The sequence below is a fragment of the Salimicrobium salexigens genome, from assembly GCF_900156705.1.
Classification (GTDB): Bacteria; Bacillota; Bacilli; order Bacillales; family Halobacillaceae; genus Salimicrobium; species Salimicrobium album.
In genome coordinates this window covers 136,979-150,209 of sequence record NZ_FTOK01000004.1, presented here as the reverse complement: position 1 = coordinate 150,209, position 13,231 = coordinate 136,979, and the positions used below count along the sequence as shown (strand labels likewise).

Sequence of the window (13,231 nt, the reverse complement as noted above, 5' to 3'; positions counted from 1 at the left end):
CAGTCATTGTAGTTTAGTTATTTCTTAATGATCGAGTTTCCGGTCATATCTTCCGGTTTTTCGACATTCAGCAGATCGAGAAGAGTCGGGGCAAGGTCGCCGAGAATTCCGTCTTCTGTAAGCTCTGCTCCTTCTTTCGTTACGATGACCGGTACCGGGTTTTTCGTATGGGCGGTCATCGGGTCCCCTTCGGTCGTCGTCACTTCATCAGAGTTCCCGTGATCGGCAGTGATGATGGCCGATCCGCCTTTATCGATGATTTTATCGACAATTTTACCGAGACACTCGTCCACCGCTTCTATCGCTTTCACCGTCGGTTCGAGCTTACCGGAGTGACCGACCATGTCCGGGTTGGCGAAGTTAAGAATGATTGCATTGTGTTTCTCTTCATCCAGGTCCTTAAGCAACGCGTCCGTCACTTCATAGGCGCTCATTTCCGGTTTCATGTCGTACGTCGCTACGTCCGGGGAATTGATGAGAATACGGTCTTCCCCTTCGAATTCCTCTTCACGGCCGCCGCTCATAAAGAACGTGACGTGGGGGTATTTTTCCGTTTCGGCGATGCGCAGCTGAGTCATATTATTGTTCGCCAGAACCTCACCGATTGTATTTTTCAACTCATTAGGCGGAAAGATGACTTTATCCGTATCCACCGTTTCGCTGTACTCCGTCATCGAGACGAAATAGATATCTTTCGGTGCATCCCCGCGGTCGAAGTATTCGAAATCATCGTTCGCAAAAGCCTGGGACAGCTGGATCGCACGGTCCGGACGGAAGTTCGCATATACAATGGAATCTTCGCTTTCCACTTGAGCAATCGGCGTACCGTTCTCATCCGTCATTACGATTGGCAGCACGAATTCATCGTGTATATCCTCTTCGTAGGACTTTTCCACTGCTTCGAGGGTATCTGCAGCCTGTTTTCCTTCACCGTGTGCTATTGCGTCATAAGCTTTTTTCACACGGTCCCAGCGTTTATCCCGGTCCATTGCATAATAACGACCTGAAACTGTAGCTATCTTTCCTGTTCCAAGCTCTTTCAGCTTATCTTCCGTGTCCTTCAGATACTGTTTAGCGGATTGCGGACCTACATCGCGGCCGTCCAGAAAAGCGTGCAAATATACATCCTCGAGCCCTTCTTTTGCTGCAAGTTCGATAATAGCTAAAATGTGGCTGTTGTGGCTGTGGATTCCCCCGTCCGAGAGGAGTCCGAAAACGTGCAGCGATTTACCGTTGTCCTTGGCATGACGGACAGCTCCGAGAAGTGTTTCATTCTCAAAAAAGTCTCCTTCCCGTATAGCCATGTTTATACGGGTCAGACTTTGATAGACCACCCGGCCCGCGCCGATGTTCAAGTGTCCCACTTCCGAGTTACCCATCTGTCCTTCCGGAAGACCGACCGCTTCTCCGCAGGCAGTCAGCTGAGAATGAGGGAAGCGGCTCCAGTAACGGTCGAAATTCGGTGTATTCGCCGCCTTTACGGCATTTCCGTATTCTTCATCACGCAGTCCGTAACCATCCAGAATGATCAGTGCTGCTAAAGGCTGTTTACTCATGTTTACCTGCCTCCACAAGTTTCAGGAAGGAGTCGGCTTCAAGACTTGCGCCTCCTACAAGAGCTCCGTCAATATCCGACTGAGAAAGCAGTTCATCCACGTTTGCAGGCTTTACACTTCCTCCGTACTGGATGCGGACTGCTTCTGCAGCTTCGTCACCGGAGAGCTTCCCGACTACTTTACGGATATGGGTGCAAACTTCATTCGCCTGCTCACTCGATGCAGTACGTCCGGTTCCGATGGCCCAGATCGGTTCGTAAGCAATGATCAGCTGTTTCACCTGATCGTCTGTAAGCCCTTCGACAGCTTTAGTAATCTGACTCTCGATATGATTCATCGTCTCATCCGACTCGCGCTGCTCGAGAGACTCCCCTACACATACGATCGGAGTGAGGTCATGGTCGAAAGCCGCATGGACTTTTTTGTTCACCGTTTCATCTGTTTCACCGAAAACGTCACGACGTTCAGAGTGGCCGAGCACGACGTACGTGACACCGAGTTCTTTCAGCATTACCGGACTGACTTCGCCTGTGAATGCACCATTTTCCTCAAAGTACATGTTCTGTGCCCCTATTTCGACATCCGAGTCTTTCGTTTCTTCCACAAGTTTCTGAAGAAAAGGGAACGGGGCACAAACGACGGACTCCACACTCTCCTTCGAAGGTACTTTCCCTTTGACTTCGTTAATGAAAGATTCCGCTTCTGTGTGCGTTTTATTCATTTTCCAGTTTCCTGCGATTACCTGCTTACGCATATTCATCACCTCTTCAGATTATTTATCGTTCAGAACCGTTACTCCCGGAAGTTCTTTCCCTTCCATGAATTCAAGAGAAGCGCCTCCGCCTGTGGACACGTGATCCATATCACTGGCATAGCCGAACGTTTCGACTGCCGCTGCGGAATCTCCGCCGCCGATCACTGTATATCCTTCTGTGCCGGCAAGGGCTTCTGCAACAGCTTTTGTACCGCCGGCGAACGTATCCATTTCAAAAACGCCCATCGGCCCGTTCCAGATAATGAGTTTCGAATCCTTGACGAGACCTGCATAGTTTTCCCGGGTTTTCGGCCCGATATCGAGAGCTTCCCAATCTTCCGGAATTTCTTCGATACTTACTTCTTTCGTATTCGCATCCTCACTGAAATCATCCGCAACGATGACGTCTTCAGGCATAACGAAATTCACATTATTCTCTTTCGCTTTCTCCATGTACTGTTTGGCAAGATCGATTTTATCTTCCTCGAGAAGCGACTTGCCGACTTCATACCCCTGTGCCTTCACGAACGTGTAGGCGAGTCCGCCTCCGATGATTAGGTTATCGACTTTGTCGAGAAGATTATCGATGACACCGATCTTATCTTTAACTTTAGCACCACCGATAATAGCTGTAAACGGACGTTCCGGGTCAGCGAGGGCATTCCCGAGCACTTCCAGTTCCTTCTGCATGAGGAAACCGGCTACTGCCGGGATGTACTCGGCCACCCCTGCTGTCGACGCATGGGCACGGTGAGCCGCTCCGAAAGCATCATTGACGTAAAGGTCAGCCATGTCGGCGAAATGCCTGGCAAGTTCCGGGTCGTTCTTCTCCTCCCCGGGGTCAAACCGCACGTTCTCAAGCAGAAGGACTTTTCCACGCTCCATTTCGGAAATCGCTTTTGTCACTTCCTGACCGTACACTTCATCCGACTTCAGTACTTCCGCACCAAGCAGATCACTGAGACGCTCCGCTACCGGATCCAGCCTCAACTCATCATGGGCTTCTCCTTTTGGACGCCCCAGATGGCTTGCCAGAATAACTTTCGCACCGTTGCCCGTGAGATGCTGGATTGTCGGCAGGGCCGCTTTGATTCTCGTATCATCCGTCACTTCTTTGTCCTTCATGGGCACGTTGAAGTCCACACGGCAGAAAACCGTCTTACCATCCACTTCTATATCGCTGATCGTCTGTTTATTCATCTTCCGAGAACCTCCTTTGATCTGTCTGGTATGTATATTTCCACTAAAGATATCAGTGGAAACACATTAATTTTTTCTTCAGCAAATGAAGAAAAGGAGGAGGATACAGGACCTCCTCCTTTTAGTGATTCAAGCTTAGATTCCTTGTTTTTTAAGGTAAGCAGCAAGGTCCACACAACGGCTGGAATAACCGAACTCGTTGTCGTACCAGGATACGACTTTCACCATATTACCTTCAAGGCTCAATGTGGAAAGGGCATCGATTACAGAAGAGTTCGTGTTACCGTTATAGTCGGAAGATACAAGCGGCTCTTCACTGTAACCCATAATTCCTTTAAGTTCGCCTTCAGCAGCTTCTTTCAGTGCACTGTTCACTTCGTCTACAGTAACGTCTTTGTCAAGTTCCGCCACGAAGTCAACGATGGATACGTTTTGTGTCGGAACGCGCATAGCCATACCGCTCAGCTTGCCTTCAAGTTCAGGAAGAACTTTTGTAACAGCCTGAGCTGCACCTGTAGTTGTAGGAATGATATTCTGAGCTGCGGCACGGGCACGACGATAGTCTTTGTGCGGCAGGTCAAGGATCTGCTGATCGTTCGTGTAAGAGTGAACTGTAGTCATCATACCGCGCTTAACTCCGAATTTGTCATGGAGTACTTTCGCATATGGGGCCAGGCAGTTCGTAGTGCAGGATGCATTGGAAATAACATGGTGGCTGTCCTGATCATAGTCACCTTCGTTGACACCCATAACTACTGTAAGGTCTTCACCTTTGGCAGGTGCGGAGATGATTACTTTTTTAGCTCCTGCATCGATGTGTTTCTTGGCATCATCACGTTGTGTGAAGCGACCTGTCGATTCGATGACCACTTCTACGCCGAGGTCGTCCCAACCGAGCTGAGCCGGATCTTTTTCGGATTTTACGATGATTTCTTTACCGCCTACTACGAGGTTCTCACCGTTGACTTCAACTTCTTCTTCAAGCGTACCGTGAACGGTATCATACTGAAGAAGGTGAGCCAGCATATTCGCATCTGTAAGGTCGTTTACAGCTACTACTTCCACTTCATCGTTTTTCAGTGCAGCACGGAATACGTTACGTCCGATACGTCCAAAACCGTTAATACCAACTTTTACTGTCATGCTGAATTCCTCCTTAGAATATTACATTTGATTATTTAAAGGGATGTATCCCTCATCAACTCTTTCGCGGCGCCTTCGTCGGTGATGAGAACGCTGCTCTTGCCGGGCTGGAAGTAAGAAGAGATGGCATCCGCTTTGGAACTGCCGCCTGCGACGGCAATCACCTCTCTGTCTCCTTCCAGGTCCTCGAGCTGAAGACCCACCGTTCTCACCTTATGCACTACTTCACCCGACTGGCTGAAGTAGTACCCGAACGCTTCCCCTACCGCCTGCCTTTCTTTAATTACGGCAAGCTGGTCATCGGGTGTCTTTCTCCGATTAGCCATCGTAAGTGCATCTCCGAGACCGTGGATGACGATGTCGGAAGAGCGGATGATACCGAGGACATCCTTGACGGAAGGTTCCTCGATAATGTTCTGATACGATTCTTCACTGATCGGATCCGGCACATAAAGCAGACGGTAGTTCCCCATCGCTTTTTTGGCCATTTCCACACAAATCGTATTCGCCTGATGTTCCACCCGTTCTCCGAGGCCTCCCCGCGCCGGAACGAAGAGCCAGTCTTCCATCCCGGCCGAAGGGGTCATTCTCGAAGCCACGGAGGCCATCGTCGTCCCCCCGGTCACTGCAAGCGTCTGACCGGGTCCCGAAATAGACTGCAGGTACGTGACGCACGCTTTTCCCATTTCCTCTTTCACCCACTCGGACTCGTCGCTGTCGCCGGGTACGACGATGACAGACTCCAGTTTTAGCTTTTCCCTTAAACGGTCTTCTAAAACCTTCACCCCTGAAACTTCCCTCATGTAAGGGGCCATGTTCTCAAGCAGGGACTTACCTTCCCCGGTAAGCAACAGCCCCCGCGTCGTCACCTCCACCATTCCGCCGTTTTGCAGAAAGGTGACTTCGGAGCGTATGCTGCGCTCCTTGAGATTCAGGTTATCCGCAAGCGTCCTGCGTCCGATCGGTTCCATAAGTGAAACGTAATGGAGAAGCCGATATCTGTTCTGAATAATCTCCAGAACATCCGGATAAAGTTTCTTCTGTAATTCTATCCATTCTTTCATAAACATTGCTCCTTCAGTTTAAAAAGAAGATCGGGGCAATAACGTCCCACTACATCATTTTGTGTCCCGCTAGGAGCAAAAAATATTTCCTTCACAAACTATACTACCAACTGCTGTTGAAAAGTGCAAGTTTAATACTTCTGCAAGCGCTCTCTTACAGCATTTTCGCTCAACTGCGGAAAAATGAGTTCCTCGCCATTCACATGTACGACCGGAATCTGGAGGGCGTACTTTTCATGAAGATCATCGTCCTCCTCTATATCCTTTTCCCGAAATTCAAAAGAATAATCATAAGCGAGCAGATCTATCCAGACTTTCACTTCTTCGCAAAGCGGACAGTTATTTCTTGAAAACAGAGTGATTTCGTTCATCTCCATCCCACCTTCACTTCCTCTTCATTTTACCACTGATGGAAAAGTTTTTCACTTAAAAAGAAGCAGCTAGGAAGCATGCTTCTTTCCATCGTAATAACCGCTGTCTATTTTTCTTTCTTTCGATTGAAGGAACGTGATCAGTTCTTTTTCCACCGTCCATCTGGGAGCCCGTTCTATCAGTTCATGATTAAAAGAAATTCTGCTCTGTGTCTTCATATCGAACAGATGAATTCTCCGGCTCTCCATCAACTGTTCCGTCCATAAAATCGTAAAGCGGATAACTTTTGCCATAGCAGTACCTCCCTGGTCCAAAGCGATTCAGCCGGATGCCTGCACGACTTTTAAGTCGAACAGTTCCGGCTGTCTGACCTTTTCTGAATGAAGAACACCAATGATTTCACTGCTTATATTGTAACAAAAAAGCCCTCCAAATGATATTGGAGAGCTTTCCGGTATATACAAGTGCGCCCGAGAGGACTTGAACCCCCGACCTATAGAACCGGAATCTATCGCTCTATCCAGCTGAGCTACGGGCGCATATCGACACAAAAACCATTATAAAGGGTATGTCTTCAGAACGCAAGTCCCCTTTAAATGTTTATTTCATCCGGATTAGGGAAACAATATTCGTGGATATGAAAGTAAATTGTTTGACCTTCATTGACCATAAAGGTATGATGAACATACAAAATCATTCATTGAGAATGTAATGAGGAGGAATACATTATGAATCTAGTACCAACAGTAATTGAACAGACGAACCGCGGGGAACGGGCTTATGATATTTATTCCCGGCTGTTAAAAGACCGGATTATCATGCTCGGCAGTCCGATCGATGATAACGTATCGAACTCGATCGTAGCCCAGCTTCTATTCCTGGCTGCGGACGATCCCGATAAAGACATCTCCCTGTACATCAACTCTCCGGGCGGTTCCATCACTGCCGGTATGGCTATCTTTGATACGATGCAGTTCATTAAACCGGACGTTTCCACTATCTGCACAGGTATGGCAGCTTCCATGGGTGCTTTCCTGCTTAACGCCGGTACGGAAGGCAAGCGCTACGCACTTCCGAACAGTGAAGTGATGATCCACCAGCCACTCGGCGGTACTCAGGGTCAGGCTTCCGACATCGAAATCCATGCCAACAGAATCATCAGAATGAGAGAGAAACTGAACAAGATTCTCTCCGAGCGTACCGGTCAGCCTTATGAAGTTATTCAGCGCGACACGGACCGTGACAACTTCATGGATGCTCACGAAGCAGTGGACTATGGTCTGATCGACAAAGTAATGGAGAACTAATTTCACTATTACGACTCTATATTGAAAAACACTTTAAAAGCGGGCAGTATGGATCTTTTCCATACTGCCCGCTTTTTTTATTTGGTGCACCTCTTTCCTTCCCTCCACGTGCTCCCGAGGGAGGTGAAGGGAAGGATTATCACGTAATCGTGACGTTCAGCACGATTTTTCCCCTCCGAAGGTCACGAAAACCGCTTTTTCCTTCCTTTCGGAGAGAAGGAAGCGGGCTGAAGGGCAGGATAACGAAACTCCCGGTGCCTGAAATCATGACCGGGCAGTACAGACTCTCTTCTCTGAATGCAAAAAACCGGACGTCACGGACCGTCCGGTTTCATGTATGCTATTCAGTTTTGATACAGACTTCTTTTACCTCTGCTCCGGAGACTTTTCTCTGTATGTATATTTTTCAACTGAGCATTTATGCCTCTTTTACAAATTCCTCGAGCTTCGTCATGGCTTCTTCTTCATCATGCCCGTCCGTAACAAGCACTACTTCTTCGTCACCTGCGACAGCCAGACTCATCAGTCCCATTATACTTTTGGCATTTACCCGCTTTTCGTTCTTTTCAATGAAGACGTCCGAGCTGAAACGATTCGCCAGCTGGACGAACTGGGCGGCAGGTCTCGCCTGCAGTCCCGTGGATAATTCGACTTTCACCTTTTTTTCTATCACCGGTCATCCTCCTTCTTATAATCTATTTTGAAAGCGCATACAGTCTGTTCGAAAAAAACGTCCCCGGGGAAAGGGTGACGTTTCCAGTGGTTCTCATTATAGCATGAAAACCGTTTTAATACATCAGGTCCTCCCCGAAGTCCCGGAGACTTCCCCTCGTCTTACTTTTTCAGCGAATTCATCGATTTTTTTCAGACGGTGATTGATTCCGGATTTACTGATCTTGCCGCCCGGAACCAGTTCACCGAGTTCCTTCAGCGAGACGTCCTGATGCTCGAGACGCACCCGGGCCAGATCTCTCAGCTTCGGCGGCATCGCGTCGAGACCTACTGTTTTATTGATGAAACGGATGTTTTCCACCTGACGGAAGGCAGCTCCGATCGTTTTGTTGAGGTTGGCCGTTTCACAATTGACGAGACGGTTCACCGAGTTTCTCATATCACGGACAATTCTTACGTCTTCAAACTTGAAAAGCGCCTGGTGAGCGCCAATATTACTGATAAATTCGGTGATTTTCTCCGCTTCCTTCAAATAAGTGATGAAACCGTTTCTCCTCTCGAGCGTACGGGCGTGAAGGTCGAACGTGTTCATCATTTTGCACAGTTCTTCGTTGTGATACTCATCCGAAGAATTCATTTCCAGATGATAGGAAGACGTTTCAGGGTTATTGACGGACCCTCCGGCAAGGAAAGCCCCGCGCAGATAAGCCCTTTTTCCTTTCGTCGTACCGGAATACTTAGCGGGAATCTTTTTATTGACGGAAAGAGGTCCCTCCAGTATTTCCAGTTCCTTCAGTATTACTTCGGCATTCTCTTTCATCCGGACGATGTAGACGTTGTTTTTCTTCAGACGCATCTTCTTACGTACGAGCAGTTCGGCCGGGTAAGGAAACAGCTGCTTCATGAGCGTATAAATACGGCGGGCGATTGCTGCGTTTTCCGTCTGTACGTCCAGCAGATACTGTTTGTTTCTGAGCGAAAAAGTGCCGTTCATCCTTACAAGGGCTGCGAGTTCCGCTTCATTGGCTTCGAGGTCTTCTTTCATATTCGTAAGTTCTTTCTTTATTTCAGAGGCGAAGGACATCGTCATCCCTCCTTTCTAAACGCTGCGGTCGTTTATCATGTTGTACAGCAATTTGGACAGCTTCTCAGGGTCGTGACGGATCACCTGTTTTGTTCTGTCAATGATGTCTTCTTCGATAATCCTTATATTCATCGATCGCAGGCGGTCGAGGTCGTAGCTGACCGGCTGTGCGTTCTCTTTTGCGTAAAGTTCACGCATCTCGGAGCGGATAGGCTTATTGTGCACAATGATGGAATCCACCACGTCATCCCCGATGTGATCATGGATCGCCTGCAGATGATCGGCGGCTGTGTAGTGGGAAGTCTCCCCTTCCTGGGTCATTACGTTACACACATACGTTACAGTCGCTTTTGTTTCGCGGAGCGCCTCTTTCACTTCGGGGATGATCAGATTCGGGAGTATACTTGTGTAAAGGCTTCCCGGCGAAATGACGATCAGTTCGGAATCCATGATAGCATCAATGGCTTCCGGCAGAGGTTCGGCCGGCGTCGGGCTCAGGAACAGATGTTTGATCCGCTTGTTCGCCTCCGGTATCTTCGATTCACCGGAAACGATCGTCCCATCATCCATCTCGGCATGGAGATTCATCGAGTATTTGGATACAGGATAAATATCCCCTTTTACGTTAAGGACGCGGGAGAGCTGCTTGATCCCATCATAAAAATCACCCGTCATATTTGTCAGTGCAACGAGAAGAAGGTTCCCCATCGAATGGCCGGACAGGCCGTTCCCATCCGGAAACCTGTGTTGGAAAAGATCGAGCAGAATCGGCTCCGCTTCCGATAAAGCGGCAATTACGTTCCTGATGTCCCCCGGAGCAGGGATTTCCATCTCCGAGCGTATCTTTCCGGAGCTTCCACCATCATCAGCGATTGTCACCAGAGCAGACAGAGAAATAGGCTGCTTTTTCAGGCCTCTGAGAAGAACGGGCATCCCCGTTCCTCCCCCGACGACGAGCACTTTGTTCTCCGGCTGTCCCATCAGGAAAGTTCCCTTCTCTTTTCGATGTCCCTGTGCGTCACTTTCGTGAGGAAATCCTCCGCGAAATGCTGAGCCAGAAATTCGGCAATCGCTACAGAACGGTGCTGACCTCCCGTACATCCGATCGCCACTACAATCTGGGACTTCCCTTCTTTACGATAGCGGGGAAGCATGAAAGCCAGCAGATCCTTCAGTTTATCGAGGAACTGTTTCGTTTCGGCCCATTTAAAAACGTACTGGACCACTTCGTCGTCAAGGCCGGTCTTCGGCCGCATCGTCTCCATATAATGGGGGTTGGGAAGGAAACGCACGTCGAACATAAGATCCGCATCAATCGGCACACCGTGTTTAAAACCGAAAGACACCATCTGCACAGAGAATACCTGCTGCTCTTTCTCTTTAAATGTCTGAAGTATATCTTCGCGCAGCGCCTTCGGTTTCAGATCCGTGGTATTGAATATAGTCTGCGCTCTTCCCCTCAGCTCATCAAGCATTTCCCTTTCTTTCTTTATGCCTTCGAGCGGCAGCCCCTTCGGTTCGAGCGGATGGCTTCTTCTCGTTTCTTTATAACGGGACACCAGTTCCTGATCTTCGGCATCAAGGAAAAGTATATGATCCTCGACCCACTCTTCCTGGCTCAGAGCATCAAGCGACTCGATCAGTGAGTCGAAAAATTCCCTTCCGCGAAGATCCATTACGAGAGCGACGTTCTGGATATTGTTGCTCGGGTCCTTCATCAGTTCCAGAAATTTCGGAAGAAGCGTCGGAGGCAGATTGTCTACGCAGAAGTAGCCGAGATCTTCAAAACTCTGAACAGCCACCGTCTTACCGGCGCCTGACATACCGGTGATAATGACAAGTTTCGCTTTATATGCTTGCGGATCCATACTTTTCCCCCTTATCGGTACGTTGCTTTTTATTCTTCCTCATTATACTACGTTTTCGCAGCCTTATACAAAAAAGCGCAGGTGATAAACACCTGCACCTTAAAGATATACCTTAAAAAAGGGGCGACAGCCCGACGGGAGAACCATTACTCCCGTCCGTACGTTTCTCAGGAACCTACTTTTTCAAGTTCTTCCATCAGGTTCTCGATATAGTTTTGCGCAGACTGGGCGGCAATACTGCCATCTCCTGTAGCCGTCACAATCTGACGGAGCTCTTTATCACGGATATCCCCGGCAGCAAAAACACCCGGTACCTTCGTCTCCATTCTTTCATCCGTCTCGACGTACCCTTCCTCATTCGTAACACCGAGGTCAAGGAAAGGAGTATTGAGCGGGATGAGACCGATATAGACGAATGTTCCGTCTGTTTTCAGATCGTACTCTCTCTCTTCATTCTTATCATAGAGAGTGACACTGCCTACTTTACCGTTCACTTCGTTGATGGAACTGACAGTTGTGTCCCAGATAAAGTCGATTTTATCGTTCTCGAAAGCACGGTCCTGAAGAATCTTCTGGGCCCGAAGTTCGTCACGACGGTGAATGATGGTAACTTTGCTGGCGAAGCGTGTAAGATAAACACCCTCCTCCACAGCAGAGTCGCCGCCGCCGACAACAACGATTTCCTTATCGCGGAAAAAGGCGCCGTCACATACGGCACAATAGGATACGCCGCGGCCTCCGAGCTCTTTTTCTCCGGAAACGCCGAGTTCTTTGTATTCGGCACCGGTAGCGAGAATGATAGAGCGCGCTTTATATTCTTTCTTTCCGGCTACTATCGTCTTGTACTCCTTGCCATCGATGATTTCTTTGATATCTCCGTAGGCGTATTCGGCACCGAATTTCTTCGCGTGGCCGAACATTTTATTGGATAGGTCCGGCCCGAGAATGCTTTCGTAGCCCGGATAGTTTTCTATATCTTCCGTATTCGCCATCTGACCGCCCGGAATTCCGCGTTCAATGATCAGTGTGCTCATGTTTGCCCGTGAAGTATAAACAGCCGATGTCAGTCCCGCCGGCCCTGCACCGATAATAATAACGTCATAAATGTTCTCCTCATTCATGGTTATTCACTCCTTTGTCTTTCAATCTTTCATCATCATAGTAAATTTGTCACAGTCCGTCTATTTATTTGCTTATCCGATGATCCACGGACCTTCCGTTTCCGTCAGGACAGGGAATCGGGCTCGTCCCTTCTTCCACAGTTCTTCCGCTTTATGAGGATCTCCGGTATGGAAAGAGGCGATGCTGTACCATTTCATGTACTGATACCGGTTTTTCACAGCTTTTTTACCGAGCTTCCGGAACCGTTCCGCCGCTTCCATATATTCCCCAGCTCTCGTAAGAGCCGTCGCTACGGCCAGCTGCTGTTCCTCATGCATCGGGAAGACGTTTTTCAACTGGTGAATGTGGTGTTTCACGAGTTCGAACTGATTCATCTCCACGTAAAACGTTACCAGGTTGATATGACAATGGATATCCTCCGGCGACTCTTCGGCCCAGTCCCGTTCCATCTCCACCGCGGCTTCCTGTTTCCCGGTATGGAAAAGCGCGTAAGCATACTGATGCTTCGTCAGCGGAAAGGAAGGGAACAGTTCCATCATTTCATCGAGAAGCGCAAGGGCTTCCTGCCACTCGTGATGTTCAAGGTGGTAATGGACCGTTTCCTGGTAGACAAGAAGCTCGTCCTCTTCATCAAATTGAAATTCCTCGCGTTCTTCCGGTTCAAGGGAATCGATCATTTCCTTAAGCTGTTCCGCGGCTTCGCGGAACTCCCCGTCCTCGTCTTTCTTCATATACGTGTCGATATGCCTGCTGGCGTCCTGAAAAAGTCCGAGATGAGCGTAGTTGTTCGCCATAAGATAATAACAGTCCGGATAGGCGTCCCCTTTATCGCGGAGGACGTCTGTCAACAGCTGGTTCGCTGCATGATAAGAACCAACTTCCGTATAGACGACGGAAAGTTGGCATTTATACAATGGTTCGTTTTCATTTATTTCTATCGCTTTCCGCAACCAGCGCACCGCCCGGTCGAAATACCGGTTCTGAAAAGCCTGTACCCCGTGGCTGAAATAAAAACTGCTGGTCGGGACAAAGGGAATGACTTTGCTCTCTTCCTCTACCATCGTCGTCATAAATTGCCTCCTGTTTTTC

General features: G+C 48.7%; 14 protein-coding genes and 1 tRNA gene. 1 reads left to right on the top strand and 14 read right to left on the bottom strand.

Annotation, left to right across the window (positions count from 1 at the left end):
• Window positions 1-17 precede the first annotated feature (17 nt).
• The 8 genes from gpmI to BW931_RS06315 all read right to left on the bottom strand — a co-directional run bounded on the left by gpmI (window position 18) and on the right by BW931_RS06315 (window position 6,628).
• Window positions 18-1,556: a 2,3-bisphosphoglycerate-independent phosphoglycerate mutase gene (gpmI, locus tag BW931_RS06350; RefSeq protein WP_076570919.1), complete on the bottom strand. Its 1,539-nt coding sequence runs from the start codon at window positions 1,554-1,556 to the stop codon at window positions 18-20.
• Entirely contained in the window at window positions 1,549-2,310 is a 762-nt protein-coding gene (tpiA, locus tag BW931_RS06345; protein WP_076570917.1) for a triose-phosphate isomerase, read from the bottom strand. Before tpiA ends, gpmI begins: the two co-directional genes overlap by 8 nt.
• 18 nt (window positions 2,311-2,328) lie before the next feature.
• Window positions 2,329-3,510: a phosphoglycerate kinase gene (locus tag BW931_RS06340; RefSeq protein ID WP_076570915.1), complete on the bottom strand. Its 1,182-nt coding sequence runs from the start codon at window positions 3,508-3,510 to the stop codon at window positions 2,329-2,331.
• A gap of 135 nt (window positions 3,511-3,645) precedes the next feature.
• The gene (gene gap, locus BW931_RS06335; RefSeq protein WP_008587131.1) at window positions 3,646-4,653 is read right to left on the bottom strand and encodes a type I glyceraldehyde-3-phosphate dehydrogenase; all 1,008 of its coding nucleotides are present in this window, start codon (window positions 4,651-4,653) and stop codon (window positions 3,646-3,648) included.
• 35 nt (window positions 4,654-4,688) lie between these two features.
• Window positions 4,689-5,717: a sugar-binding transcriptional regulator gene (locus tag BW931_RS06330; protein ID WP_076570913.1), complete on the bottom strand. Its 1,029-nt coding sequence runs from the start codon at window positions 5,715-5,717 to the stop codon at window positions 4,689-4,691.
• A 131-nt stretch (window positions 5,718-5,848) separates the two neighbouring features.
• Window positions 5,849-6,088, bottom strand: coding sequence for a glutaredoxin family protein (locus BW931_RS06325; RefSeq protein WP_159435674.1), 240 nt, complete (start codon window positions 6,086-6,088; stop codon window positions 5,849-5,851).
• Window positions 6,089-6,157: 69 nt separating this feature from the next.
• A complete protein-coding gene (locus tag BW931_RS06320) occupies window positions 6,158-6,382 on the bottom strand; it encodes a hypothetical protein (protein WP_008587124.1) in 225 nt (74 codons plus the stop codon).
• Between the two features lie 172 nt (window positions 6,383-6,554).
• Window positions 6,555-6,628 (bottom strand) — tRNA-Arg (locus tag BW931_RS06315).
• A gap of 189 nt (window positions 6,629-6,817) precedes the next feature.
• Here BW931_RS06315 and clpP point away from each other — a divergent pair.
• On the top strand, window positions 6,818-7,396 hold the full coding sequence (clpP, locus tag BW931_RS06310; protein ID WP_008587122.1) for an ATP-dependent Clp endopeptidase proteolytic subunit ClpP: 579 nt from the start codon (window positions 6,818-6,820) through the stop codon (window positions 7,394-7,396).
• Between the two features lie 418 nt (window positions 7,397-7,814).
• On the opposite strand, the gene BW931_RS06305 is transcribed toward clpP, so the two are convergent.
• The 6 genes from BW931_RS06305 to BW931_RS06280 all read right to left on the bottom strand — a co-directional run bounded on the left by BW931_RS06305 (window position 7,815) and on the right by BW931_RS06280 (window position 13,212).
• Window positions 7,815-8,069 (bottom strand): HPr family phosphocarrier protein, encoded by a 255-nt coding sequence (locus BW931_RS06305; protein ID WP_008587120.1) that lies wholly within the window; start codon window positions 8,067-8,069, stop codon window positions 7,815-7,817.
• A gap of 123 nt (window positions 8,070-8,192) precedes the next feature.
• Entirely contained in the window at window positions 8,193-9,152 is a 960-nt protein-coding gene (whiA, locus tag BW931_RS06300; protein ID WP_008587118.1) for a DNA-binding protein WhiA, read from the bottom strand.
• Between the two features lie 15 nt (window positions 9,153-9,167).
• On the bottom strand, window positions 9,168-10,133 hold the full coding sequence (locus tag BW931_RS06295) for a gluconeogenesis factor YvcK family protein (RefSeq protein ID WP_008587115.1): 966 nt from the start codon (window positions 10,131-10,133) through the stop codon (window positions 9,168-9,170).
• The gene (gene rapZ / locus BW931_RS06290) at window positions 10,133-11,020 is read right to left on the bottom strand and encodes an RNase adapter RapZ (RefSeq protein WP_076570909.1); all 888 of its coding nucleotides are present in this window, start codon (window positions 11,018-11,020) and stop codon (window positions 10,133-10,135) included. The genes BW931_RS06295 and rapZ overlap by 1 nt, the downstream gene beginning before the upstream one ends.
• Window positions 11,021-11,187: 167 nt before the next feature.
• Window positions 11,188-12,141 (bottom strand): thioredoxin-disulfide reductase, encoded by a 954-nt coding sequence (gene trxB, locus BW931_RS06285; RefSeq protein WP_076570907.1) that lies wholly within the window; start codon window positions 12,139-12,141, stop codon window positions 11,188-11,190.
• A gap of 72 nt (window positions 12,142-12,213) precedes the next feature.
• A complete protein-coding gene (locus tag BW931_RS06280; protein ID WP_076570905.1) occupies window positions 12,214-13,212 on the bottom strand; it encodes a tetratricopeptide repeat protein in 999 nt (332 codons plus the stop codon).
• Window positions 13,213-13,231: the final 19 nt, after the last annotated feature.

Excerpts from the sequence above, each read along its gene's own strand:
- gpmI (WP_076570919.1), bottom strand. The coding sequence starts at position 1,556 with ATGAGTAAACAGCCTTTAGCAGCACTGATCATTCTGGATGGTTACGGA.
- tpiA (WP_076570917.1), bottom strand. The coding sequence starts at position 2,310 with ATGCGTAAGCAGGTAATCGCAGGAAACTGGAAAATGAATAAAACGCAC.
- BW931_RS06340 (WP_076570915.1), bottom strand. The coding sequence starts at position 3,510 with ATGAATAAACAGACGATCAGCGATATAGAAGTGGATGGTAAGACGGTT.
- gap (WP_008587131.1), bottom strand. The coding sequence starts at position 4,653 with ATGACAGTAAAAGTTGGTATTAACGGTTTTGGACGTATCGGACGTAAC.
- BW931_RS06330 (WP_076570913.1), bottom strand. The coding sequence starts at position 5,717 with ATGAAAGAATGGATAGAATTACAGAAGAAACTTTATCCGGATGTTCTG.
- BW931_RS06325 (WP_159435674.1), bottom strand. The coding sequence starts at position 6,088 with ATGAACGAAATCACTCTGTTTTCAAGAAATAACTGTCCGCTTTGCGAA.
- BW931_RS06320 (WP_008587124.1), bottom strand. The coding sequence starts at position 6,382 with ATGGCAAAAGTTATCCGCTTTACGATTTTATGGACGGAACAGTTGATG.
- clpP (WP_008587122.1), top strand. The coding sequence starts at position 6,818 with ATGAATCTAGTACCAACAGTAATTGAACAGACGAACCGCGGGGAACGG.
- whiA (WP_008587118.1), bottom strand. The coding sequence starts at position 9,152 with ATGTCCTTCGCCTCTGAAATAAAGAAAGAACTTACGAATATGAAAGAA.
- BW931_RS06295 (WP_008587115.1), bottom strand. The coding sequence starts at position 10,133 with ATGGGACAGCCGGAGAACAAAGTGCTCGTCGTCGGGGGAGGAACGGGG.
- rapZ (WP_076570909.1), bottom strand. The coding sequence starts at position 11,020 with ATGGATCCGCAAGCATATAAAGCGAAACTTGTCATTATCACCGGTATG.
- trxB (WP_076570907.1), bottom strand. The coding sequence starts at position 12,141 with ATGAATGAGGAGAACATTTATGACGTTATTATTATCGGTGCAGGGCCG.
- BW931_RS06280 (WP_076570905.1), bottom strand. The coding sequence starts at position 13,212 with ATGACGACGATGGTAGAGGAAGAGAGCAAAGTCATTCCCTTTGTCCCG.